This window comes from Saccharopolyspora tripterygii, from assembly GCF_054778355.1.
Genome location: NZ_BAAGZP010000040.1, coordinates 327200 through 350601 on the forward strand (window position 1 = coordinate 327200; position 23402 = coordinate 350601).

22 protein-coding genes are annotated in these 23402 nt (G+C 71.0%); 10 read left to right on the plus strand and 12 right to left on the minus strand.

Features of this window, described 5'->3' with window-relative positions; translation table 11 throughout:
- The first annotated feature begins 30 nt into the window (after nucleotides 1-30).
- The 6 genes from ACYVF3_RS28930 to ACYVF3_RS28955 all read left to right on the plus strand — a co-directional run bounded on the left by ACYVF3_RS28930 (nucleotide 31) and on the right by ACYVF3_RS28955 (nucleotide 6288).
- The gene (locus ACYVF3_RS28930) at nucleotides 31-498 is read left to right on the plus strand and encodes a nuclear transport factor 2 family protein (protein WP_461157442.1); all 468 of its coding nucleotides are present in this window, start codon (nucleotides 31-33) and stop codon (nucleotides 496-498) included.
- Nucleotides 499-864: 366 nt separating this feature from the next.
- Nucleotides 865-2028, plus strand: coding sequence for a hypothetical protein (locus tag ACYVF3_RS28935; RefSeq protein WP_461157443.1), 1164 nt, complete (start codon nucleotides 865-867; stop codon nucleotides 2026-2028).
- Nucleotides 2029-2033: 5 nt separating this feature from the next.
- Complete coding sequence (locus tag ACYVF3_RS28940; protein ID WP_461157444.1) at nucleotides 2034-2819, plus strand: SDR family oxidoreductase; 786 nt, start codon at nucleotides 2034-2036, stop codon at nucleotides 2817-2819.
- A gap of 100 nt (nucleotides 2820-2919) precedes the next feature.
- Nucleotides 2920-4074 (plus strand): sulfotransferase family protein, encoded by a 1155-nt coding sequence (locus tag ACYVF3_RS28945; protein ID WP_461157445.1) that lies wholly within the window; start codon nucleotides 2920-2922, stop codon nucleotides 4072-4074.
- A gap of 33 nt (nucleotides 4075-4107) precedes the next feature.
- Nucleotides 4108-5268: a lactate 2-monooxygenase gene (locus ACYVF3_RS28950; RefSeq protein WP_461157446.1), complete on the plus strand. Its 1161-nt coding sequence runs from the start codon at nucleotides 4108-4110 to the stop codon at nucleotides 5266-5268.
- 189 nt (nucleotides 5269-5457) lie between these two features.
- Nucleotides 5458-6288 carry an SAM-dependent methyltransferase gene (locus ACYVF3_RS28955; RefSeq protein WP_461157447.1) on the plus strand — a complete coding sequence of 277 codons (831 nt, stop codon included), beginning with the start codon at nucleotides 5458-5460 and terminating at the stop codon, nucleotides 6286-6288.
- Here the strand turns inward: ACYVF3_RS28955 and ACYVF3_RS28960 are convergent.
- Complete coding sequence (locus ACYVF3_RS28960; RefSeq protein ID WP_461157448.1) at nucleotides 6276-6647, minus strand: BlaI/MecI/CopY family transcriptional regulator; 372 nt, start codon at nucleotides 6645-6647, stop codon at nucleotides 6276-6278. The genes ACYVF3_RS28955 and ACYVF3_RS28960 overlap by 13 nt on opposite strands.
- 698 nt (nucleotides 6648-7345) lie before the next feature.
- On the opposite strand from ACYVF3_RS28960, the gene ACYVF3_RS28965 reads away from it, so the two are divergent.
- Entirely contained in the window at nucleotides 7346-7699 is a 354-nt protein-coding gene (locus ACYVF3_RS28965) for a hypothetical protein (RefSeq protein ID WP_461157449.1), read from the plus strand.
- On the opposite strand, the gene ACYVF3_RS28970 is transcribed toward ACYVF3_RS28965, so the two are convergent.
- Entirely contained in the window at nucleotides 7688-10492 is a 2805-nt protein-coding gene (locus ACYVF3_RS28970) for a glycoside hydrolase family 2 TIM barrel-domain containing protein (protein ID WP_461157558.1), read from the minus strand. The genes ACYVF3_RS28965 and ACYVF3_RS28970 overlap by 12 nt on opposite strands.
- 350 nt (nucleotides 10493-10842) lie before the next feature.
- Between ACYVF3_RS28970 and ACYVF3_RS28975 the strand changes: the two genes are divergently transcribed.
- Both ACYVF3_RS28975 and ACYVF3_RS28980 read left to right on the plus strand, forming a co-directional pair.
- The gene (locus tag ACYVF3_RS28975; RefSeq protein ID WP_461157559.1) at nucleotides 10843-11517 is read left to right on the plus strand and encodes a class I SAM-dependent DNA methyltransferase; all 675 of its coding nucleotides are present in this window, start codon (nucleotides 10843-10845) and stop codon (nucleotides 11515-11517) included.
- Nucleotides 11518-11602: 85 nt separating this feature from the next.
- Complete coding sequence (locus tag ACYVF3_RS28980) at nucleotides 11603-12199, plus strand: hypothetical protein (protein ID WP_461157450.1); 597 nt, start codon at nucleotides 11603-11605, stop codon at nucleotides 12197-12199.
- Here the strand turns inward: ACYVF3_RS28980 and ACYVF3_RS28985 are convergent.
- Nucleotides 12192-12545, minus strand: a complete 354-nt coding sequence (locus tag ACYVF3_RS28985; protein ID WP_461157451.1) for an ArsR/SmtB family transcription factor — start codon at nucleotides 12543-12545, stop codon at nucleotides 12192-12194. The genes ACYVF3_RS28980 and ACYVF3_RS28985 overlap by 8 nt on opposite strands.
- Nucleotides 12546-12906: 361 nt before the next feature.
- Here ACYVF3_RS28985 and ACYVF3_RS28990 point away from each other — a divergent pair, with 361 nt between their 5' ends.
- Entirely contained in the window at nucleotides 12907-14724 is a 1818-nt protein-coding gene (locus ACYVF3_RS28990) for a heavy metal translocating P-type ATPase (protein WP_461157560.1), read from the plus strand.
- A 55-nt stretch (nucleotides 14725-14779) separates the two neighbouring features.
- Here the strand turns inward: ACYVF3_RS28990 and ACYVF3_RS28995 are convergent, their stop codons facing one another.
- The 9 genes from ACYVF3_RS28995 to ACYVF3_RS29035 form a co-directional block, all read right to left on the minus strand.
- On the minus strand, nucleotides 14780-15673 hold the full coding sequence (locus ACYVF3_RS28995) for a PDR/VanB family oxidoreductase (RefSeq protein ID WP_461157452.1): 894 nt from the start codon (nucleotides 15671-15673) through the stop codon (nucleotides 14780-14782).
- On the minus strand, nucleotides 15670-16623 hold the full coding sequence (locus ACYVF3_RS29000; RefSeq protein ID WP_461157453.1) for a heme-dependent oxidative N-demethylase family protein: 954 nt from the start codon (nucleotides 16621-16623) through the stop codon (nucleotides 15670-15672). Before ACYVF3_RS29000 ends, ACYVF3_RS28995 begins: the two co-directional genes overlap by 4 nt.
- On the minus strand, nucleotides 16620-17138 hold the full coding sequence (locus ACYVF3_RS29005; RefSeq protein ID WP_461157454.1) for a dimethylamine monooxygenase subunit DmmA family protein: 519 nt from the start codon (nucleotides 17136-17138) through the stop codon (nucleotides 16620-16622). The genes ACYVF3_RS29000 and ACYVF3_RS29005 overlap by 4 nt, the downstream gene beginning before the upstream one ends.
- A 61-nt stretch (nucleotides 17139-17199) precedes the next feature.
- Nucleotides 17200-19311, minus strand: coding sequence for a hypothetical protein (locus tag ACYVF3_RS29010; RefSeq protein WP_461157455.1), 2112 nt, complete (start codon nucleotides 19309-19311; stop codon nucleotides 17200-17202).
- Nucleotides 19312-19495: 184 nt separating this feature from the next.
- On the minus strand, nucleotides 19496-20155 hold the full coding sequence (gene mftE / locus ACYVF3_RS29015) for a mycofactocin biosynthesis peptidyl-dipeptidase MftE (protein ID WP_461157456.1): 660 nt from the start codon (nucleotides 20153-20155) through the stop codon (nucleotides 19496-19498).
- Nucleotides 20152-21495, minus strand: a complete 1344-nt coding sequence (gene mftF, locus ACYVF3_RS29020; RefSeq protein ID WP_461157457.1) for a mycofactocin biosynthesis glycosyltransferase MftF — start codon at nucleotides 21493-21495, stop codon at nucleotides 20152-20154. The genes mftE and mftF overlap by 4 nt, the downstream gene beginning before the upstream one ends.
- Nucleotides 21492-22274 (minus strand): mycofactocin-coupled SDR family oxidoreductase, encoded by a 783-nt coding sequence (locus ACYVF3_RS29025; protein ID WP_461157458.1) that lies wholly within the window; start codon nucleotides 22272-22274, stop codon nucleotides 21492-21494. The genes mftF and ACYVF3_RS29025 overlap by 4 nt, the downstream gene beginning before the upstream one ends.
- Complete coding sequence (locus tag ACYVF3_RS29030; RefSeq protein WP_461157459.1) at nucleotides 22271-23107, minus strand: mycofactocin-associated electron transfer flavoprotein beta subunit; 837 nt, start codon at nucleotides 23105-23107, stop codon at nucleotides 22271-22273. Before ACYVF3_RS29030 ends, ACYVF3_RS29025 begins: the two co-directional genes overlap by 4 nt.
- A 4-nt stretch (nucleotides 23108-23111) precedes the next feature.
- On the minus strand, nucleotides 23112-23399 hold the full coding sequence (locus ACYVF3_RS29035; protein ID WP_461157460.1) for a ferredoxin family protein: 288 nt from the start codon (nucleotides 23397-23399) through the stop codon (nucleotides 23112-23114).
- Between the last annotated feature and the right edge of the window lie 3 nt (nucleotides 23400-23402).

Consider the following 23402-nt stretch of genomic DNA (forward strand, 5'->3'; position numbering starts at 1 on the left):
GCCAACCCGCGGAAGACACTAGGAGGCGTCATGGACCTGGTCGCGCTGGAGGAGATCAAACGCCTGAAGTACCGCTACCTGCGCGCGGTGGACCTCAAGCTGTGGCACGTCCTGGCCGAGACGCTCACCGAGGACGCGGTCGCCGAGTACGGGACCGAGGCCATGGGTTCCAAGCTGGACCTGACCGGCCGCGAGGAGATCCTGAAGTTCATGCGGGAGAACCTCGGCCCGACGATCATCACCACGCACTCCGCGGGCCAGCCGGAGATCGACGTCGACGGCGACGCGGCGAAGGGCATCTGGAGCTTCGAGGACACGGTGGTGGCCACGGAGTTCAAGACGGTCATCAAGGGCGCCGCCTTCTACGAGGACACCTACCGCAGAGAAGCGGACGGCCAGTGGCGCATCAGCAACACCGGCTACACCAGGACCTACGAGTTCATGCACACCTTCGACGACCTCCCCAACTTCAAACTGACGGGAAACCGCTGGGCGTGAGCAGACCTCCTGGGCACAACCGAAGTTTTCATGAGAACTTCCCCAACCCACGACCCAAGACCCAGACCCACGTCAGGCAAGCACCGAAGGTGCTTTCTCAGTGCCCCACCCCAGCAACCGGCACCGCCGGGGGTTCTCAGACACCTTCTGGGGAGGACAGCCGACGCGTCGTGTATTGGCATACATAAGCCTCGGATCCCGGACCCAGAAGGCGTCTGAGGTTCCGCTACCCGCACCGCCAAGCAGAGGGACCACTGAGTAGTTGTCAGTAGAACCCGCACCGCGAACCACAGGAACCACCGAACTACGCGTCAGCAACCCCAAAGAAGAACCCAAACTCCTAGAACGCGTTCTAAAGAGGACCCCATGCTGACTCAGCCATTCGCCGATGCCATCGCCGAGGCCGAGAAGGTCATCACAGGCGCCAAGCACATCCAGGACGAGCAGGATCTGATCGAGGGTTACGAGTACCTGGCAGGCAGCATCCAGGCCTCCTTGATGCTGGCCTGGGCCTACGAGCGGGATTTCCCGTACTTCGTCCAGTCCACTGGCCCGTACACGAAGATGGGCTTGGACAACCCGGATGCGCTGTACTTCCACTCCTACATCCGCGATGACGCCGAGTACGTGGTGACGGGAAAGCGCGGCAGCACCACGGATCTGAGCTTCCAGGTGCTCAACGGCGACTACTCGCCGGTGGACGTCCCGGACAGCCTGGCGGCTTTCGACGACCGGCGGATCGAGATCGACTCGCACGGTGAGTTCGAGGTGCGGTTCGGTCCTGGCCCGGCTGGTCCGAACTACTTCACGCTGGCACCGGGTTCGGCGATGCTGGTGGTGCGCGAGGTCTACAGCGACTGGGATTCGGAGCAGCGCGGGCGGATCCGGATCCGGCGCGAGGACACCACGGGCACCGCTCCCCCGCCGCGCACGATGGACGCGTTGACGAAGCGCTACGGCGTGGCGGGCAAGATCCTGCTCAGCCGGTTGCGGACGTTCTTGGCGTTCCCGGAGTGGTTCTACTTGAACCAGCCGGCGAACACGATGAACGAGCCGCGGTCGACGCCGGGCGGGCTGGCGACGCAGTTCTCCTCGGCGGGGCACTTCGAGCTGTCGGAGGACCAGGCGATGATCGTCACTGTTCCGCGATCAGAGGCTCCTTACCAGGGGATTCAGCTGGGCAGCGGGTGGTACATCTCCACCGACTACATCAACCACCAGACGAGCTTGACCGCCGAGCAGGCCCGCACGGATCCGGACGGCAAGATCCGGTTCGTGCTCTCGGAGCGGGATCCGGGTCTGGCGAACTGGCTGGAGCTGACCGGTCACGCGCGCGGGTACGTCCAGATCCGCTGGCAGCGGCTCTCCCGCGATCTCGGGCCGGAGGACGGTCCGCAGGTCGAGGTGGTCAGGTTCGACGAGTTGCCGAAACGACTTGCGCACCACGAGCGTTCGCGGGTGTCTCCGCAGGAGTGGCGCGAGCGCATCGCCGCGCGGCAGGCCGCCGTGCACGACCGGATGCTGGGGTGAGGCTGATGCTGGACGGGATGTTGCGCGACAAGGTGGTCGTGGTCTCCGGGGTGGGGCCGGGCCTGGGCAGGGCGCTGGCGCAGCGCTGCGCGATGGCCGGCGCGGATGTGGTGCTGGCGTCGCGGACGGAGTCGCGGTTGGAGCAGGCCGCCGAGGAGGTCACCGACCTCGGCAGGCGTGCGCTGGTGGTGCCGACCGACATCACCGACGAGGACGCGGCCGGCGAGCTGGTGACGCGCTCCGTGGAGACCTTCGGGCGAGTCGACGCGCTGATCAACAACGCGTTCGCGATCCCGCCCCTGTCCGATCTCGCCGACACCGATCTGGACGCGATCCGGCAGGGCTTCGAGACCAACGTGCTGGCCGCGTTGCGACTGACCAGGTTGTTCACCCCGGCCCTGGCCGATGCCCGGGGCGCGGTGCTGATGGTGAACTCCGCCGTCCTGCGGCATTCCCGCCGCAACTACGGCGCCTACAAGATGGCCAAGTCGAGCCTGCTGTCGCTGGCCCAGAGCCTGGCGACCGAGCTCGGGCCGAAGGGCGTGCGGGTCAACTCGATCGCGCCCGGCTACATCTGGGCGGATTCGTTGAAGTGGTACCTCGGCTACCTCGCCGAGCAGCGCGGCATCACCCGCGACGAGGTCTACGAGGAGACCGCGGCGACGACGGACCTGCGCAAGCTGCCGGAGCCGGAGGAGATCGCGGACGCGGCGCTGTTCCTGATCTCCGACCTCTCCCGGATCATCACCGGCCAGTGCCTGGACGTCAACGCAGGCGAGTTCCACCACTGAATCGGCTGCGCGCGGGTGCTTTCCGGTTCTCCCGGAGCACGCCGAGGGCGGCGTCGCGCCCGCACGCGCACATCACGAACGAGGACTGAGGAGTGTGTCCATGAGCATCGGCCGCGAGAACGTGGGCACGGTCGAGGACCTGCACGCATCGGCGACCCGCCTGATCGGCCTGGACGACTTCGGCACCGACGACTACACCGAGGGCCTGGGGGTGCTGCTGGAGTCCTACGAGCGGGACGCCGACCTCACTCCGCTGGGCAACAAGGTCAAGCGGGCGTTCCTGCGGGGTGCGCTGACCGCCCGGTTGTTCAGCGAGGCCGCGTGGCGGAAGCACCCGCAGCACGCCGATGTCGCGGTCGAACGCCCGATCTTCGTGACCGGGCTGCCGCGCACGGGCACGACCGCGCTGCACCGGCTGCTCACCGCCGACCCCGGCAACCAGGGCCTGGAGCTGTGGCTGACGGAGGTGCCGCAGCCGCGGCCGCCGCGCGAGACCTGGGAGGACGACCCGGTCTTCCAGGGCATCCAGCAGGGCTACACCCAGCACCACGTGGAGCACCCGGAGTTCATGGGCGTGCACTACATGTCGGCCGAGCAGGTCGAGGAGTGCTGGCAGCTGCTGCGCCAGTCGATGCGCTCGATCTCCTACGAGTGCCTGGCGCACCTGCCGACGTACTCCCGCTGGCTGGCGGGCCAGGACTGGACCTCGGCCTACGCTCGGCACAAGCGCAACCTGCAGCTGATCGGGCTGCCGGAGCAGAACCGCCGTTGGGTGCTGAAGAACCCCAGCCACCTGTTCGCGCTGGACGCGCTGCTGGAGGCCTACCCGGACGCGCTGGTGATCCAGACGCACCGGGAGCCGCGCACGGCCATCGCCTCGGTGTGCAGCCTGGCCGCGCACGCGACCGACGAGTGGTCGGAGACCTTCCACGGCGAGACGATCGGCCGCGACCAGCTGGAGCTGTGGTCGCGCGGCCTGGCGGAGTTCACCGCCGCGCGGGCGCGGCACGATCCCCGGCAGTTCTTTGACGTGCGCTACGAGGACTTCGTGTCCGATCCGCTCGGCGTGGTGGAGCGGATCTACGACCACTTCGACCTGCCGCTGGGCGAGGGCGCGGAGCGGTCGATGCGGGCGTTGCACTCCGAGAGCACCGCCGGTCACGCGAAGCCGAGCCACCGGTATGCGCTGGCGGACTTCGGCTTGCGGCCGGAGGAGGTCGACGAGCGCTTCGCCGGGTGGGCACCCGTCGGTTAGATTCGCGTCGGATCCGACACCGGAGGGACGCGCATGGCTCACGGCGATTACCAGCTCGAGATCTACCTCAACGGACTGAGCGGGGTGGTGCCCGATCTGCCGATGGAGTTCGAGGAGCTGGCGCAACGCGCGAAGGCGGCGATGTCGCCTTCGGTGTGGTCCTACGTCCACGGCGGCGCGGGCTCGGAGCGCACGCAGCGGGCGAACGTCTCGGCGTTCGACCGCTGGGGGCTCGTCCCGCGCATGTTCGTGGGCGCCGCCGAGCGCGACCTCGAGGTGGACCTGTTCAGCCTGAAGCTGCCCTCACCGATGTTCATGGCGCCGATCGGGGTCCTGGGGATCTGCGGTCAGGACGGCCACGGCGACCTGGCCACCGCCCGCGCGGCCGCGCTCAGCGGAGTGCCGATGGTGGCCTCCACGCTGTCCTCGGATCCGCTGGAGGACGTGGCCGGGGAATTCGGGGACACACCGGGCTTCTTCCAGCTCTACACGCCGAAGGACCGGGAACTGGCGGAAAGCCTGGTCCACCGCGCCGAGAAGGCCGGTTACCGGGGCATCGTCGTCACGCTGGACACCTGGATCCCGGGGTGGCGGCCGCGCGACCTGGCCACCTCGAACTTCCCGCAGCTGCGCGGGCACTGCCTGAGCAACTACTTCAGCGATCCGGTCTTCCGGGCCGGCCTGGACAAGAGCCCGGAGGAGGATCCCGGTGCGGCGGTGCTGCGCTGGGTCTCCACCTTCGGCAATCCGCTGACCTGGGACGACCTGTCGTGGTTGCGTTCGCTCACCGACCTCCCGCTGATCGTCAAGGGGATCTGCCACCCCGATGACGCGCGCCGCGCCAAGGACGGCGGCGTCGACGGCATCTACTGCTCCAACCACGGCGGGCGCCAGGCCGACGGCGGTCTTCCCGCGCTGGAGGTGCTGCCCGAGGTCGTCGACGCCGCGGACGGGCTGCCGGTCCTGTTCGACTCCGGTGTCCGATCGGGCGCCGACGTCGTCAAGGCCCTCGCGCTGGGCGCCACGGCGGTCGGGATCGGCCGTCCCTGCGCCTACGGCCTGGCCCTCGGTGGCACGCCCGGTGTGGTGCACGTCCTGCGGAGCCTGCTGGCCGAGGCGGACCTCCTGATGGCCGTGGACGGTTACCCCGCTCTCGCGGACCTGACGCGGGATGCGTTGCGCCACCTGGCCTGAGGTTCCGCGAAGGTCGCGGTTTCGCATCGTCGTCGTTGCCGGATAACCGTTTTCGCAAGCCATGACCGGCCAATTCCGCAACGCCTGCCCGAAAACGCCCTGCGGCGCGGGGAACCGATCTCCGCGCCAAGTCGATCCCCGCTACACTGCCCGCCAAGAGGTGATCAACCCCACTGGAGCTCTGGACCGATGGGATTCGAAGGCGGGGCCGCTGGAGTCGGACCGGACACCGGCAAGGCGAGCATCGCCCGCGTCTACGACATGTTCCTGGGCGGCAAGGACAACTTCGCCGTCGACCGCGAGGTCTACGAAGCGATCCAGGCCGTCTCGCCGCACGGTGACGACGTCGCCAAGTCGATCCGGCGTTGGCTGATCCGGGTCGTGCGGCACCTCGCGGGCTTCGAGGTCGGGGTCGACCAGTTCCTCGACATCGGTTCCGGCCTGCCGACCGTGGACAACACCCACGAGGTCGCGCAGCGCCACAACCCGGACGCGACGGTGGTCTACGTCGACAACGACGCGACCGTCGCCGCCTACGGCCGCGCGCTGATGGCGGAGAACGACCACACCCACTTCGCCACCTCCGACCTGCGGGACCCGGCGACCCTGCTGGCGACCCCGCAGGTCGCGAAGCTGGACTTCTCCCAGCCGATGGTGCTGATCCAGTGCGCGACGCTGCACCACGTGGACGACGACGCGGAGCCCGCCGCGTTCATGCGGCGCTACGTGGACGCGCTGCCGTCGGGCTCGTACCTGGCGATCTCGCACTGGTGGGATCCCGGCGAGGAGCTGCCCGAAGGCCACCGGATGGCCCGGGAGCTGGAGCAGCGCTGGCGGGAGTCGTCGATGGCCACGGGTCGTTACCGCACGCGCGAGGAGATCACCGAGTTCTTCGGCGGCCTGGAGCTGGTCGCACCGGGCCTGGTCGAGCTCAACGACTGGTGGCCGGACGGGCCACCGATGCGCGAGCCGTCGCTGGTGGAGCGGCTGATCCTCGGCGGCGTCGCCTACAAGCCCTGATCAGCCCGCAGGCGCTCGACGAGGGCCGCCTGCAGCAGCTCCGCCTGCTCGTCGCTGACCGAGGCGGCGAAGTGCGCGAGGACCGCGTCCGGATTTCCCGAGACCGCGAGGACCTGGTGCAGGGTTCGCGTGGCCGCTTCTTCTCGGGTGCGCCGCGCCTCGTACCGGTAGGCCCGGCCGTCCCTCTCCCGCTCGACCCAGCCCTTGCGGTGGAGGTTGTCGAGCACCGTCAGCACCGTCGTGTAGGCACGCGAGCGACCGGTGTCGAGCCGTTCCAAGACCTCTCGCACCTTGATCGGCTCCGCCGATTCCCACATCACCCGCATCACCGCGGCTTCGAGCTCACCCAGACAACGCATCGGCCTTCCTCCCCGGCCCCATCGTACGTCTGGAAGCGCACGTCGCGCGCGCTTTGTGAACGCGGTTCGGGTTTTCTCGACGGCAGCGATCCATTTAGGACCGCTTGCGATCCGAAACACCGTTGACCCGCAACCAGATTCACATCTACTATGATCATTAGTAGCGGCGCCCCATCCCCCGACGTCGCTACCACGCGAGGTGACCGGTGCTCCCCCCTCATCGGCCCTCGCCCAATGCTGGGCGGGTCCCACTCCCCCAGGGATCCCGCCCAGCCCCTGGCGAAAACAACGCGTTGAAACGGAATTCCCATTTCCGCATCACGCGATTCGCCGAATTCCGCGGACAGGCCCGATCAACCTTGCCCCGAGCGCTTTCGCTCCCGCAACGCGGAGCTCAGGGCTCCGGTCGGCGCAAAGCCGCTGCGAACAGACCCGGGAGCTGCGATTCGGTCGCCCCACCAGCGCAATCACGACCGCACTCGCCGAAGGAGGTTACCGGCGCGTGATTGGCGCGTTTTCGGATCGTTTTCAACGATGTGAATTCGATCCTATTTCGCTCCGGTGGGCTCTGCGATGCTAGCTCGCCGTTCCCGGACGACAGCCGAACCAGCGCACCGCAGAAGAATTCGGACGGCTCCCATGACACCCACCGCACCGCAATCACCGATCGCCGACGCCGCGCACCTGCGGGGCGACCGGTGACCGCGCAGGACGACCTCGGCGAAGTGGAGCAGCTGCTGCGCACCTTCGAGGCGGCGCTGGCCGAGACGGACCTGCTCGGCAGGCACGCCGACCCCGACGAGGAGCCCGAGGAACTGCGCGCCCTGCGCCACCGGGTGGTGCAGCAGGTGCAGGCGGTGCCGGCGGCCGAGCTGCCGCGCGAGCAGTGCCGCAACTGCGAGGGCCGGCGCGAGGTGTCGGCGATGCACGTGCGGCGGGACGAGGGGACCTCCCCACCGGAGGTCACCACCACGCAGCGGCTGTGCCCCAACTGCTGGGGAACCGGGCTCTCGCTCCGGCACACCGACCAGCCGCCGGATCTACACGAGTAGCTCACTCACGCCCAGGAACCCTTCCCCCGAACCGGGTTTCGCGCTGGTCAGCGCGATCCTGAGCCGGTCGGTGGTGACGGGCTCGAAGGTGATCCGGGTGACCGGCGACGGTTCACCGCTCTGCTCGCGGACCGGTGCGAAGCCGGTGCCGTCCCAGTAGCTCACCGCTACCGAGGCGGGCACCGCGTGCGCGGCGTCGACGGTGAAGGTCAGCTCGACCGCCTCGACGCTCCGGGCGTCCGGCCACCTGATCGACACCCACTCGCGCGCGTGCGCCGCGCTCACGGCGTGCAGCAGGCCGGTGGCCTCCTTGACGTAGTGGTTCGACCAGCGCGTGCCCGGGTCACCGTCGATCATCTTCGCGGGCCCGGTCTCGGCCGAACCGGAGTAGCTCGCGTCCGCGACCGTCCCGGACGGCCGCGGGGGCTCGGCCATCGTGACGCGCACCTCGGATCCTGCGGGCGCGATGGCCAAGGCCCTGCCGCCGAACGCCTTCCGGGTCGCCGAGCGGTAGTTGGCGGCACTGTCCTGCTCGCCGTTGTCGGTACCCAGCAGGCTCCCGCCCACGACGGTGAAGGTCAGCTCGTACTCCGCCGAGGGGACCAGGACACCCGCCGCATCCACGACCTCGGCGGTGACGAACGACAGCGCACCGACGTCCTCACCGCTCAGCCGCACCTCGGCCGCCGGCCCGGCCGTGCGCAGCACGTCCCGGGCGATCTCGGTGCCGTCCTGCTTGGCCACCGCGACCAGCTCCCCCGGTTCGAACGGGACCTCCCAGGTCAGGTGCAGCTTCCCGGCGCTGCCGTTGGGGCTGGTGTAGCTGCCCGGGAACGGACCGCCGGTGACGGTCTTGTCGTCGCCGGTCGCCTCGGTGGTCTCCAGGTACTCGCGGCCGTCGGTGGTGGTCTTGCGGTCGAAGCTGCGCTCCCCCAGCGAACGGCCGTTGAGCAGCAGCTCCACCGTCCGCGCGGTGCTGTGCGCCCACACCACCACCGTCTCGCCGGGTTCGTGGTCGGTCCAGTTCATCGGCACCAGGTGCACCATCGGCTCGCGGGTCCACTGGCTGCGGAACAGGTGGTACTGGTCCTTGGCGAACCCCGCGGTGTCCACCGCGCCGAAGAACGAGGCCTTCACCGGGAAGACGTCCGAGTACGGGGTGGGTTCCCCGATGTAGTCGATGCCCGACCACAGGAACTGCCCGGCGAAGAACACCCGGTCCCGGTCCTTCTTCAGCCCGTACTCGCCGCTGTAGGTCCACGACGAGAGGTTGTTGTCGTAGGAGGACGTCCCGTGCTTCCCCGGCGTGTGGTTCTCGCCGGTGTTGAGCTGGTGCGGGCTGTCGTAGACGCCGCGCGTGGAGGTCTCCGACGACGACTCGGACTCGAAGAGGAACACCTGCGGGTACTTCGCGTGGAGCTCGTCCACCGAAGAGGCGTTGTTGTAGTTGAGCCCGACGCCGTCGAGCATACGCAGGATCTCGTCCTGCGGCGAGCCGTCGGCCGGGACCTCGCGGTGCTTGTCCGAGCCGATGACCACAGGACGCGTCGGATCCAGCGCCCGCACGCGGTCGACCAGGCGGCGCGCGATCGGAACCCCTTCCGGGAGCGTCGAATCGGGGATCTCGTTGCCGATCGACCACATGATCACGGCCGGGGAGTTCTTGGCGGCCTCGACCATCTCGGTGAGGTCCGCGTCGCTGTGCTCGTCGAAGAACCGGTGGTAGTCGTTGTCGGTCTTGCCGGTGCGCCAGCAGTCGAAGGCCTCCACCTGCAGCAGCACGCCCTCCCGCTCGGCCGCGCGCAGCAGCTGCGATGACGGCGGGTTGTGCGAGGTGCGGACGGCGTTGACGCCCATGCTCCGCATGATCCGCAACTGCCGGACGATCGCGTCGTAGCTGGTGGCGGCGCCGAGCGCACCCAGGTCGTGGTGCAGGTTCACGCCCCGCAGCTTCATCGCCTCGCCGTTGAGGGAGAAACCGCGCGCGGGATCGAAGGCGAACCAGCGGATGCCGAAGGGGGTTTCGGCAACGTCGACGACCGCTCCGCCCGCGCTCACCGAGACCTCGGCGGTGTGCAACCGCGGCGAATCCAGCGACCACGTCTGCGGATCGTCCACGCGGAGGTCGAGCTCGACCGCGCGGGGTTCGGGCCCGAGATCGACGGGCGCGCTCGCGCGGGCGACCTCCGCTCCGCCGGGGTCGCGCAGGACCACGGTCAGTCCCGCCCGCGTCGCACCGGTTTCGGCGACAGCGGTGGCGGTGACTCGCACGTTCGCGTGCCCGGGCAAGGTCTCGGCGAGACCCGGTGTGGTGACCGCGATGCCGTGCCGGACCACGTGGACCGCATCGGTGATCACCAGGTGCACGTCGCGGTAGATGCCGCTGCCGGAGTACCAGCGGCTGCTGGGGATCTGGTTGCGCGCCTTGACCAGCAGCTCGTTCTCCCCGCCGTCGGTGCGCGCCTGCGGGGTGAGGTCGACCGCGAAGCCCGTGTAGCCGTAGGGGTGCGCGGCGACGCGATGGCCGTTGAACACGACCTCGGAGTCCATGTACACGCCGTCGAACTCGACGGAGATCTTCTTGCCCGCGGTCGTCGGTGGCAGCGCGAAGGTCTTGCGGTACCAACCGAGCCCGCCGGGCAGGAAACCGGTGCCTCCCGTGGTGCGCTCGTCGTCGACCGGGTCGAGCCCGATGCTCCAGTCGTGCGGCAGGTCCAGGGGCCCCAGGCGGGATCGTCCGGCGCGGGCGCGGGGGCGTCCTCCCCGGTGGTGTTGAGCAGGCAGAACCGCCAGTCACCGCCGAAGTCGATGCTGCGCTGCGCCCCCGGCGCCGCGAACGCCCGCGGTGCACCGCTGAGCAGGGCGGGTACTGTGACCGCAGCTGCGGCGAGCACGACCATCCGCCGCCGGGTGAGCACGAAGTCACACATGATCGAACACCCCTCATCGTGATTCCACGCCCGCTTCAACACGACCGAACGGGATGTTTCGCGACCGCCGAGATGATGTCAACGCTGCCGATCGGGTGCTCGCGGCCGAAAAATCGGTGGCGCACCCGGAACTTCGGTGTCATCGTTCGGCACGTGGTTGTGGACCATTTCGGCGAGGCCGTCGCGGCGGAGTACGACTCCGACGAGGCGGAGATGTTCGCCCCCGCGGTTCTCGGGCCCGCGGTGGAGTTCCTCGCCGGGCTCGCCGGTTCCGGTGCCGCGCTGGAGCTCGGCATCGGAACCGGACGGGTGGCGCTGCCCCTGCACGAGCGCGGTGTGCCCATGCACGGCATCGACCTGTCCGAGGCGATGCTGTCGCGGTTGCGCGCGAAGCCGGGTGGCGATCAGATCAGCGTCACCGCAGGTGATTTCGCCGAAACCCGGGTTCCCGGGGAGTTCGGGCTGGTGTACCTGGTCTTCAACACGATCAACAACCTCACCACCCAGGAGGAGCAGGTCGACTGCTTCCGCAACGCCGCCCGGCACTTGGCTCCGGGCGGGCACTTCGTGATCGAGGTCGGCGTGCCCGAGCTGCAGAAGCTGCCGTTCGGCGAATCCCACGTGCCCTTCGACTTCCGCGCCGACCACGTCGGCGTCGACGAGTACGACGTGGTGAACCAAGGCCTGATCTCGCACCACTTCTGGATGCGCGGGGGCCGGTGGCACCTCGACTCGATGCCCTTCCGCTACGCCTGGCCCGCCGAGCTCGATCTCATGGCCAGGATCGCGGGTCTGCGGCCGGTGGAGCGCTGGGCGGACTGGGACCGCAGCCCGTTCACCGCCACCAGCACCAGGCACGTCTCGGTCTGGCGCAAGCCCGCTGGGTGAAACCGTGCTGATCGTCGCGCCATTCGCCATTCTCTTTCCATTGTGGACGATCGACGGATGGGGTCGGCTCTGGTAGGAATCGCGCATGCGCTTCTACGCCGAACGTCCGGTCCGCCTCGCGGGGCAGCTGCTGTCCGATCTCGTCGCGATCACCTGGGTGGCCGCGTTCTGCTGGCTGGCCGGTGAGGCGAAGTCGGCCGTGCTCCAGCTGCAGGCACCGGGGCACCGCATGATCGAGGCCGGTGGCGGACTTCGGAGCACCTTCGCCGACGCCGCCTCCACCGCCTCGGGCGTCCCGTTCGTCGGCGACGACCTGGCCGGAGCGCTGGGTCGCGGCGGTTCGGCGGGGGACGTGCTCGTCGACGCGGGCGCGCAGCTGCTGGAGGCGATCGGACTGGCCGCCACGAGCGTCGCGGTGGTGATCGTGGCGGTCTCGCTGATCCCGGTGCTCGCGTGGTGGTTCCCGCGGCGGATCCGCTACGCGCGCGCCGCCGGGCAAGCCGTGGCGATGCGCGCGCAGGGCGCGGACCTGCTGGCGTTGCGCGCGCTGACCGAGCTGCCCCACCGACGGCTCCAGCGGATCGGCACCGAGCCGGCCGCGGCCTGGCGCGCGGGCGACGCGGAGGTCATCGAACGGCTGGCCGGGATGCGGCTGGACGCGCTGGGGTTGCGCGTCAGCTGATCGCGCCGGAGCGGTCGACGAGCCCCAGCCGCAGGTGTTCGCTGTGGTAGACCGCCTCGTCGAGCAGCTGGGCGACGTGGTTGTCGTAGAGGCTGTAGACGATGCTGCGCCCCGAGCGCGCCCCGACGACCAGGCCGAGGTTGCGCAGCAGCCGCAGCTGGTGGGACACGGCGGATTGCTCCATGCCGACCGCCTCGGCGAGCTCGGTGACCGGACGCGACCCCTGCCGCAGTTCGGTGAGGATCAGCAGCCGGCTCGGGGTCGCCAGCGCCTGCAGCGTGTTCGCCACGTGCGCGGCCGACTCCGCGTCGAGCCTGGTCGCCTCCCGGTCCACTCCGTGTCCCATGAGTCGCAGTCTAAGGGGGCATTGCGCAATCGCCTTGCTTGGCGGTGCGGGTAGCGGAACCTCACACGCCGCCTGGACTCCGTGCGCCACTCCTGATGTATGCCAATACACGGCGTCGCGGCGTACTCGCCAGACGACGTGTGAGAACCCGCGGCGGTGCCAGCTGAGTCCCACACCTGAAACAGCGGCTCCGCCGCATCTTGAAACGACTCCTAAACCGCAGTTTGCATGAACATCTCTTCATGTGATCCCCTGAGCGGGTCAGCTCGGCTCTGCGGAGGTCCCACCCGTGGTCACGTCCACCCCCACTCCCCCACGTCTCGCCCCGCCCGCGCGCACGCGGCTGTTCGGGCTGCCCGAGATGCGCTGGGCCGCCGCGGCGCTCGGGCTGTTCGCGGCCGGGCTGTGCCTGCAGCTCGCCGGCGGCCCGGAGTGGTCCTGGTGGTCGCTCTACCTCGCCTGCTACGTCACCGGCGGCTGGGAGCCCGCGCTGGCCGGGCTGCAGGCGCTGCGGGAGAAGACCCTCGACGTCGACCTGCTGATGGTGCTGGCCGCGATCGGCGCGGCGTCCATCGGCGAGATCACCGACGGCGCGCTGCTCATCGTCATCTTCGCCACCTCGGGCGCCCTGGAAGCGCTGGCCACCGCGCGGACCGAGGACTCCGTGCGCGGGCTGCTGAACCTGGCACCGGACACCGCGACCGTCGTGACCAGCGCCGGTGCGGAGCACCTCCGCCCGGCATCCGAGCTGGAGGTCGGGGACGAGGTGCTGGTCAGGCCCGGTGAGCGCGTCCCGGCCGATGGTGAGGTGCGCTCAGGCGCCAGCGCCGTCGACCAGGCGACGATCACCGGCGAACCGATCCCGGTGGACGTCTCGACCGGGTCCGAGGTCTTCGCAGGCACCCTCAACGGCACCGGTTCGCTGCGCGTGTGGGTCAGCCGCCGCGCGGAGGACTCCGTGGTCGCGCGGATCGCCGCCCTGGTCGAGCAGGCCGGGCGGACCAAGGCCCGCACCCAGCTGTTCATCGAGAAGGTCGAGCAGCGCTACTCGATCGGCATGGTCGCGGCGACCGTCGCGCTGTTCGCGATCCCGCTGCTGCTCGGCTCCGATCTGCGGGAATCCCTGCTGCGGGCGATGACCTTCATGATCGTCGCCTCGCCGTGCGCGGTGGTGCTGGCCACGATGCCGCCGCTGCTGGCCGCGATCGCCAACGCGGGCCGCCACGGCGTGCTGGTGAAGTCCGCGGTGGTGATGGAGCAGCTGGGCACGACCACCAAGGTCGCCTTCGACAAGACCGGCACGCTCACCAGGGGAACCCCGGAGGTCGCCGAGGTCCGGGTGCTCGACGCGGGCTGGAGCCGGGACGAGCTGCTGCGGATCTCCGCCGCGGCCGAGAAGCCCAGCGAGCACCCGCTGGCCGCCGCCGTCGTGCGCGCCGCCGAACGGGCGGAGCTCGCACTGCCCCCGGCCGAGGACTTCGCCGCCCAGCCGGGACGCGGCGTCATCGCCCGGGTGGACGGCCGGCGCGTCGAGATCGGCGCCGCACCAGCGGAGTTCGAGGTCGAGGCGGGCTGCACGGCGGTGCTGGTGCGCTGCGACGGCGAGCCGATCGGGCTGCTGTCGATCAGCGACCAGCCGCGCCCGGAAGCCCCCGCCGCGGTGGCCGCGACGCGCGCGCTGACCAGCGATCCGGTGCTGCTGACCGGCGACACCGCCGCCGGGGCCCGCCGCCTGTCCGAGCACGTCGGCATCACCGACGTCCGTGCGGGCCTGCTCCCGGACCAGAAGCTCGACGAGGTGGACCGGCTGCGCTCGGACGGCCACCGGGTGGCGTTCGTCGGCGACGGCATCAACGACGCACCCGCCATGGCCGGCGCGCACGTGGGCATCGCGATGGGCGGCGCGGGCTCCGACCTCACCCTCCAGGCGGCGGACGCGATCATCGTCCGCGACGACCTCCACGCCATTCCGGCCGTCGTCGAGCTCTCCCGCAGGGCGCAGCGCGTCGTCACCGCCAACCTCGTGATCGCGGGAACCTTCATCGCGGTCCTGGTGACCTGGGACCTCGTCGGCCACCTGCCGCTCCCCCTCGGAGTCGCCGGCCACGAAGGATCCACGATCCTCGTGGCCCTCAACGGCCTCCGCCTCCTCCGCCGGAACGCCTGGGAATCCGCCTGACCCTCGCCCCTCGCCCCTGCTGAGGAGCGACGACGACCGCACCGGGATCAGGCCGTCAGAGGTCGAGTTCGAGGGTGCCCCTGGCCCGGGACACGCACGGCGCGATCCTGGTCGCGCGCTCGTCGTCGGCGAGGCAGAGGTCCTGGTGGACGAGGTCTCCGGACACGACGGGCGTGATGCACTCACCGCACACCCCCTTGCGGCACCGGCTGGGGACGTCCGCCCCCGCTGCCTCCAGCGCGTCCAGGAGCGCGTCGCCTTCCCCGACGCGCAAGGTCGTGCCCGTCGCGCGCAGGCGGACCGAGAAGGCCTCGCCGGTCGCGGGAGTCGCGCCGAAGCGCTCGGTGTGGATGCGGGTGCGCGGCCAGCCCGCCTGTACCGCCCGGACTACGACCTCGTCCATGAACGGAGCCGGGCCGCAGACGTAGAGGTGGGTGCCCAGCGGCTGGTCGGTGAGGTCCAGGCCGTTCCAGAACTCGGTCCGAGACGCGGTGATGCGCGCCCGATGCTCCCGGAGATCGTCCGCGTGGGCTCCGTTGCGGGATATGTAGTGGATTTCGGCTGACCGCTGCCACCTGCGAGCCGCCCTGGCGTGCGAGAGGATCGGGGTGATGCCGATGCCCGCGGCCACCAGCAGGTGGTGGCGCGCGGTCTGCACGGGCGCGAAACCGCTTCGCGGACCATCGGTTTCGACGACATCACCAGGCCGCAGCGCGTGCATCCAGCGCGATCCGCCGTCCCCGAGGCGCACCGAGATCTCGTGGTGCGACGGCCGGAACCCGTCGCCGGTCAACGAGTAGGAGTTGCGGCGCGGCCGTCCCCGCTCGTCGACGCCGCACCGCACGTCGAGGTGGCTGCCGGGCGGGTGCGAGGTGACCTCGCCGCCCAGGCGGATCCGTCGGACGCCGTCGGCGATGAGGCCGGTGTCGGTCACGGTGAGCCTGCTCATCGGCGCAACCACTCCAGCAGCGCGGGACGGATCTCGCCGTAGCCCTTGTAGTCGGCCATCTCGTCGGGCAGCTCGGCGAGCACGGTCGCGAACTGCTCGCGCCACGACGGGACGAGCGCGAGTTCGCGCATCGGCAGCAGGTAGGTGCGGATCAGGAACATGATCGAGCCCGTCATCGGCAGCCGCACCAGGTGCTGGACCTCCACCCGCAGGTGCAGCGACTCGGCGATGTCCACCTCCCCTGCGCGTTCGGCGCCCCACCGGTCGTAGGTCTCCAGCGAGGCGTCCAGCCGGTGCCCGACGGTGGAGCTCCAGTTCTGCCGCCGATAGCACTCCCCCGGGTGCAGGCCGAGCAGGAAGCGCTCGGCCCGGGGGATCGCCCCGTCGGCGAAGTCCCGGGGAACCGGGCCGTGCAGCTCGGCGAAGGACATGCCGAGCACGAACCGGATCGACCAGTTCGACGCGAAGGTCACCACCCCGGCGTCGGCGAACAACCGGCCCTCCCGCTCGTCGAGCAGCACGACGTCGTCGGGCACCTGGGAGGCGGCGAACCGCAGCGGCGGCTCGCCGAGCGAGTCCTCGTCACCGAACCGGAACCGCCGCGAGACCCCGAGTCTCGCGTTCTCCCAGAGGAATTCGCGATCACCGCAGCGCGTCAACGTCATCGCCGGGTCGGTGCGGGCGGCATCGGAGAGCAGGTGCAGCAGGGCGTCCCACGACGCGGCGCGCATGTGCCCGAGCTCCACGTGCCTGCCCGGGTCGCGGTCGAGGATCGCCGCGCGCTCGGCGAGCTCGTCCTCGTAGGCGGCGTCGAAGTCCAGGACGGTGCTGCCCCACTCCCCGGCGGCCGTGCGGTGCGCTCGCGGCGCCGGCTCGACGTTGACGCCGTAGCGGTAGCGGTCGCCCTCCAGCGGCCACGGGAATCGCCGGACCCGCTCGGGCAGGCTCACCGGAAGGCCTCCACGTCGGCGCGGAAACCCAGGTAGGCGCCGCGGAGCCGGGACACGTGGGAGTAGACGTGCAGCGTTTGTCCGCACCCGCCGCACCGGATCTCGGATCCCGGCGAGGCCGTCACCTCGGTCTCGGCGGCGCAGTGCGCGCAGTGCACGACCAGCCGCTCCCGCGAGGTGACCTGGCAGCGGATCTCCTCGTCCACGGCACCGGCGGCGATCGCCCGCGAGCGCAGTGCCAGCACGTCGGCCTCCGGCCCCGCCAGCATCAGCCGCCACCCGACCCGAGCCGCCCGCAGCTGCGCGTCCAGCGCCTCGGCCACCTCCTCGGCGCGATCCCCGTGCACCGCCCAGCAAGCGCCCGGTGCCGAGCAGGCCCAGCGCCGGGTGATCTCCCGGGCGCCGGGGCCGATTCCGATGATCGCGAACCGCCGGCCGGTCGGATCGACCTCGACCGGCTCGTGCCACTCGGGCAGGCTGGTGCGCGCACCCGCCGCCATCCGCTCGTCGCTCATCGCACCCGAGTACACGAAAGCCCGGGGCGGGTGTCAACCGCGCCCGCCCGAGGTCACCGGGTCACTGGACCGCCCAGTAGCCGAAGGACTTGTAGTCAGGAGACGGGCCGAACGAGGTCATCGCGGCCATCCGGACGGTCAGCTCGGTGCCCGTCACGTGCTCCGCCGGGATCCTGATCACGGTCTCCGACCAGCCCTTGGTCTCCGGCTTGAGCCAGTGCTTTCCCAGGTCCGCACCATCGGCGAACACCCGCACGTCGCGGGCACCGGTGTACAGGCCGGGTTTCGGGCCGGTCGAGTCGTGCCGCGCGATGAGCCGGACCTCGCGTCCCGGAACGAGGCCGCGCAGTGTGAACTCCTCCTCGCCGATGACGTGCCGGGCGCTGTCGACGACCTCGCGCCCGCCGACCTCCAGCGTGCGCGCCTCGGTGAGCGGCTGGAAACCGGCGCGCGCGGTGCTCACCACGTGGTCGTGATCGGCTTCCGAGTCCCGGGATCCGACGTTGACGTGATCGCGGATGACGCCGCTGATCGGCCTGATCGGCACGTCACCGGTGTCGATCAGGCTCCAGTCCGCCTTGTAGACCGTCATCACCGGCAGTGAGAGCACCGGCGCTCCGAGGACACCGGCGTCGGCGAGGTGCTCCAGCTGCACTCCGTTGGGCATCCGGTCGTAGATGGCGATGTAGTCGGGGCGGTCGTCGGGCGACATCGCGCGCAGTTCCTCGTAGAGCGCACCCATCCCGTGCAGAGCGGGCTCGGCCAGGCCGTTGGTCGTCAGACCCACGAGGTCGACCGTGGGATGTCCGCCCAGGTAGGCGGCGGCACCGACGTCGTGCACGCCCAGCCGCGCCCCCTCCGGCAGGTTCCCCTTGGTCCAGGTGGCCAGGGCGACGACGCGTTCGCGGATCCCGCCGGAGTCCTGAACGGTGTTGTGCACCCAGGTCGGCACGGACAGGGCCGTGAACAACCCGGCCACCGCCAGCAGCGCCACCGGTGTCCTCTCCCCCAGGCGCAGCCGCTTGCCGACCTCGACCAGGCCGATGACCGCGACGAGCACGAACAGCGGCAGGAACGGCTGCAGGTACCGGACCTGCTGCCACAGCGCGGTTCCCATCGTGGAGATCGCGCCGAGGCCCAGCACCGTCCCGACTCCGATGATCCAGCCGACCCAGCTCCGCGTTCCGCCGTCGCGCACCAGCACCGCCACGCCGAGGGCCGCGAGCAGCAGCGCGCCGGGGAAGGCGAAGTCCTGCCGGTTGAGACCCGCCAGGATCTCCATGAACGCCGAGAAGTTGTCGGCTGTCTTGCCCGCCAGCTCGCCGAAGCTCAGGTTCGGCATGCTCAGGTGGGACTTGGCCTGCGACCCGTTCGGCGAGGAGTGCCCCGTCGCGACCAGGTAGAACACCAGCTGCGAGCCGATCACGGCGAAAGGCAGCGCGCACCAGGCGGTCGCAGCGATCCGGGTGCCGAGGTGGCGCCCGCGGCGCGCGCTCACCGCCATCATCAGCGCGGGCACCAGCACCAGGAACACCAGCGCTTCCATCCGGCACAGCGCGGCGAGAGCCACCAGCACCGGGGTGAACCTGAAGACCCCGCTGGGCGCTTCGCGGACCAGCATCAGCAGCGTCGCCACCAGCAGCAGCGCGGTCGCGGAGACCTCCATGCCGCTGGTCGCGCCCCACAGCAGCGGGCCGCTGAGCGCGACCAGGGCGCCCGCCCAGGCACCCGCGACCGGGCCGGCCACGCGACGGCCGAGCAGCACCACACCACCTGCGGTCAGCGCGTGGCAGACGACGCCGAGGAGCACCGCGGCGGGCAGCAGCGCCGCACCGTGCAGGCCGACGAAGTGCAGCGCACCCAGGACCACGACGTAGAGCAGGCTGCTGGCACCGGTGCTGATCGGATCGCCGTCGTTGTAGCGCAGGAACTCGCCCTGTCCGATCTGCTTCGCGTACTGGAGGTGGATGTAGGTGTCGTCCAGCGGCGGGATGTAGAAGCCGCCGTTGTAGTGGACGTTCACCAGCACGAAGCCCAGGCCCGCGACCGCGGCCAGCAGCGGCACCGCCCACAGGGCGATCCGGTCCCAGCGCCGCCGGGGAGCGGGGACGTCACCACCTCGTCGCGTCTGCTCGGATAACTCGTGTTCGTCGAGGTCGTTCGTCACGCTCAACCCTGCGGGTCCTTCCAGGCGGATGTTCTCGAGTGCTGCGCACCACCGGGGTGTCGACCTGATCGACTATAGATGGGCGTTTCGTCGGCTTTTTCGGGACGTCCGGTTCGCCGTCGCATCTCGACGAGTCGCGGCGCGACCGCACCCGGGATCCACACGCGACAGAGGTCGATCGGGTTGCCCGTCACACCCAGGTGTCGACGGCGTGGAGGAGGCTTTCCGCCCAGGCGTTGAGGATTCGTCGTCCTTCGGCGGCACCGGCGCCGCGCGGGTCGCCGAGCACGCCGTTGTCGCTGACCGCTGCGGTCCCGCCCGCGCGCAACCTCTCGACTAGCGCGGACAGCGGTTCGGTGTTGCCGATCTCGGCCCGTTCCAGGTGAACCGCGTGCGGACGGAGGGCGAGCATGACGGAGGTCTCGGTGCGCCCGGCGTGGCTGTCGTCGGCAGGACCGCTGGGCGACCAGGCCAGGACCTCACGGCCTTCCTCGCGCAGGAGACGAACGGCTCGCCGCACCGGTCCGGCGTTGCCGCCGTGGCAGGACACCAGCACGACACCGGCGAAGGCGTCGGCGGACCGGCCGAGCTCGACGAGCAGGAGCTCGGTGGCGCGCTGGCCGAGGGACAGGGTTCCGGGGAACGCGGCGTGCTCGCCGCTGGAACCGTAGGCCACGGCGGGCGCCACCACGACGCCCCGCTGCTCGGCCAGCCTGTCGCACAGCGCGACCGCGATGTCGGTGTCCACGGTGCAGGGCAGGTGCGGCCCGTGCTGCTCGGTCGCGCCGACCGGCACCGCGAGCAACCGCGGCTCGCGCAGCTCGGGCCAGGCGGTGTCGCCGAGGTTCACGACGCGCCTCCGCCGACCGGAACGCTGCTGCGCCCTCCCCTGTCGGTGAGCACGGGCCGCAGCGCGGTGGTGCTGCGTTCGCGCAGCGCCCCGCTCAGGACACCGCATCCGTAGGCGGCGTCGTCGGCGAGGTGGGCGAGGCAGTGCCGCACCGGGTCGAGTTCGCCCACCTCCGCGAGGTGCCGGGCGGCGACGAGCACGAGGACGCGGCGTCCGCGCTTGCTCAGCAGCAGCGGCGGGATCGCCAACGGCGCCCAGGAACGGCCGATCGCGTCCGCGAGGAGCCGTGCCGCCCCGAGGTTCCCGTGGAGCGCGAGCTTGACCGACTCCGACGCGGGAACGCCCAGCGCGCCGAGCTTCCGGGTGAGCAGCGCAGCAGCAGCACCGGTGACGACCAGCGCGAGCCGGGGACGTCCGGCGGCGATCAGCGACCAGGTCAGCACGCTCCACAGCGAGATCCGCACGGGGGCAACGTGTTCGCCGTGCCGTCGGCCGAGAGGCCCTGCGGAGCAGCCGTAGCCGTAGCGCTGGCGCAGCAGCGCCGCCCAGCTGCGGCGAGGGGTGTGCTCGACGATCGCGGCCGGCTCGTACCGGGCCTGGTGAGCTGCGCTCAGCCGCCACACCAGGTCGACGTCCTCGCCGAAGCGCATGGTCTCGTCGAACCCGCCGAGTTCGGCCAGGACGTCGGTGCGGATCAGCAGGGCGGCGGTGGGCACGTAGCTGATGCGACTGCCCGGCAGCACCGGTCCGGGCCGGGGTCCGAGGTCCAGCGGCGAACGGGTCCGCTCGTAGCGCTCCAGCGCTGAACGTCCCCGCGTGCTGCGCACTCTCGGCGCCGCGGCCGCGACACCGGGTGCCTCGAAGTGGCGCAGCAGCGGGTCCAGCCAGCCCGGTTCCGGGAGCGTGTCGGCGTCGAGGAACGCCACCAGCGGCGTCGTGGCCAGGCGCCACCCCGCGTTGCGAGCGGCGGCGGGGCCGCGCGCGGTGTCGTGCCGCACGGCCGCACCGGGGATCGGCGTCGGGGATCCGTCGTCCACGACGACGACCCGCATGCCCTCCAGCGCGGCCAGCAGCGCGGTCGGGTTCGGCCCGTGGACCGGGACGACGACGGTGACGTCGTCGGGTCCCAGGCTCGCGGCGTCGTGCTCCGGGTGCACCACGCCGGTGCGGATGAGCCGCTCGGCCAGCGAATTCCCTGCGGTGACGGGCTTTCCGCCGAGCCAGTCGTCGAGGAGCGCGCTGCCGCGCGCGGTCAACCGCAGGACGCGGTAGGGCGAACCGCCCGCGACGGTCCTCCCCTCCTCCCAGCGCTGCAGGCTGGGATCGGCCACCAGCCTCACGCCGTGAACCCCCCGTCCGCGTGGACGACCGTGCCGGTGACCGCGGAGGCGCGTTCGTCGCACAACCAGCACACGGCGGCGGCGACCTCCGCCGGCTCCAGCAGGCGCTCGACGACCTGGTGCTCGGCGAACTCCTCGACGTCGTCGAGGTCGTAGCAGGCGGCCGTGGCGGTGAGCATGGCCGTGCGCGTGGAGCCGGGCGAGACCGCGGTGGCGTTGATGCCGGTGCCGCGCAGGTCGGTGGCCAGCCCGCGGATCAGCCCGACCACCGCGTGCTTCGCCGCGTTGTACCCGGCCAGGTGGTAGAGCCCCCGGTGCGCCGCTGCCGAGGCCAGGGCGACGAAGCGTCCCGCGCGCGGTTCGGGCCGTCGCAGCATCGCGGGGACGGCTGCGCGCGCCAGGTTCGACACGCCTCGGACCCCGATGTCGAAGAGCAGGTCGAGCTCGGTGTCGGTGGTCTCCCACAGCGGTGCGCCCCCGGCCATCACGGCCGCGGCCCCGACTGCGGCGTCGAGCCCGCCGAACTCGTCCTCGGCCACCCGGACCGCTTCGGCCAGCGCCTCGGCGTCGCGGACGTCGGCGACCACGTCGCGCACCGAACCCGGGTGCTGCTCGGCGAGCCGGCGCAGTTCCTCCCGGCTGCCGAGCGGGTAGGCCACGCCGGGCAGATCGGCGCACACGTCCAGCGCGACCACCCGCCAGCCGTCCGCGGCGAGCTGCCGCACCACGGCCGCACCCACTCCCCTGGCGGCTCCGGTGACGATCGCGACCCTGCTCATGAGCTCACCCCGAACCCGTTGCGCTGCAAGTAGGACAACAGCTCGTCGGCCGCGTCGGCGGCGCTCAGCGGGCCGATCACCGTGGGCGGCGTCCTCTCGACCAGCGCGCCGGTCAGCTCCAGCACCCGGTGGTGGGGCGTGTCGCCGCTCGGCGCGGGGTACTCCCGCGCGCGGGGGCGCCGGGGGCGAGCGCTCACGACGTCGGTGCGAAACCCCTTCTCCGGCGCGGCAACGACTTCGACCTCCGCGTCCTGCGCCGCCAGCACGGCCGGAAGGGACGCTCGGCGCAGCCGCAGGCCGCCCTCGACGGAGACCACGGCTGGGCTGGGCAGGCGCAGGATCTCGCGGGCTCCGCCGTCCAGGCGGCGGTGGGCCAGCAGCCGGTCGCCGTCGAGCTCAAGGTGGACCGCGCCGAGAGCTTGAGCCGCGCCCAGGTGCGCGGCGAGGAACGCCGGTGTGGCACCGGTCCCCCCGTCCGCGGACCGGTCGCCGCACAGCACCAGGTCCGGCGTCTCCGGCAAGGCCGCGATCAGCGCAGCCGCCGCAGACGTGCTGCGCGCCAGAACATCCGGGGTCAGCGGGGTGTCGAAGTCGACGCGGCTGGCGTGGTGCGCACCGGCGGCCAGCGCTTCGCGCAACCCCTCCTCGGCCTCCACCGGGCCTGCGGTGAGGGCGTGCACCCGGCCACCGGTCCGTTCGGCGACCCGCAGCGCGTGCTCCAGCGCGGCGTGCTCGGCCGGGCTCTCCCCGCGATGCCCGCCGCTCATCGCACCGGTGAGCGGGTCGACCTCGACCCGCTGCCAGGACCGGCTCAGTGCCACCGCGATGCGCATCTCCTCAGCCCTTCCGGAACACGACGCCGTGACCGCCATCGGGGTAGGTCCAGCTGATGGCGCCCTCGTTGTTGCAGATCTGGTAGCAGGTCCCGCATTCGAAGCACTGCTCGTAGTTGAACAGGATGCCGCCGTCACCGGTCGGCACGAACAGCTTCGCCGGGCACGCCGACACGCAGGCCTGGGTGGTGCACGACCGGCAGACCTCGGTGTCGACGGTGATGTGCGCTCGCTCGCCGACGTCGAACTCGACCGCGTCCATCCGGTCCTCGAACGAGATGTCTCGGTACATCGC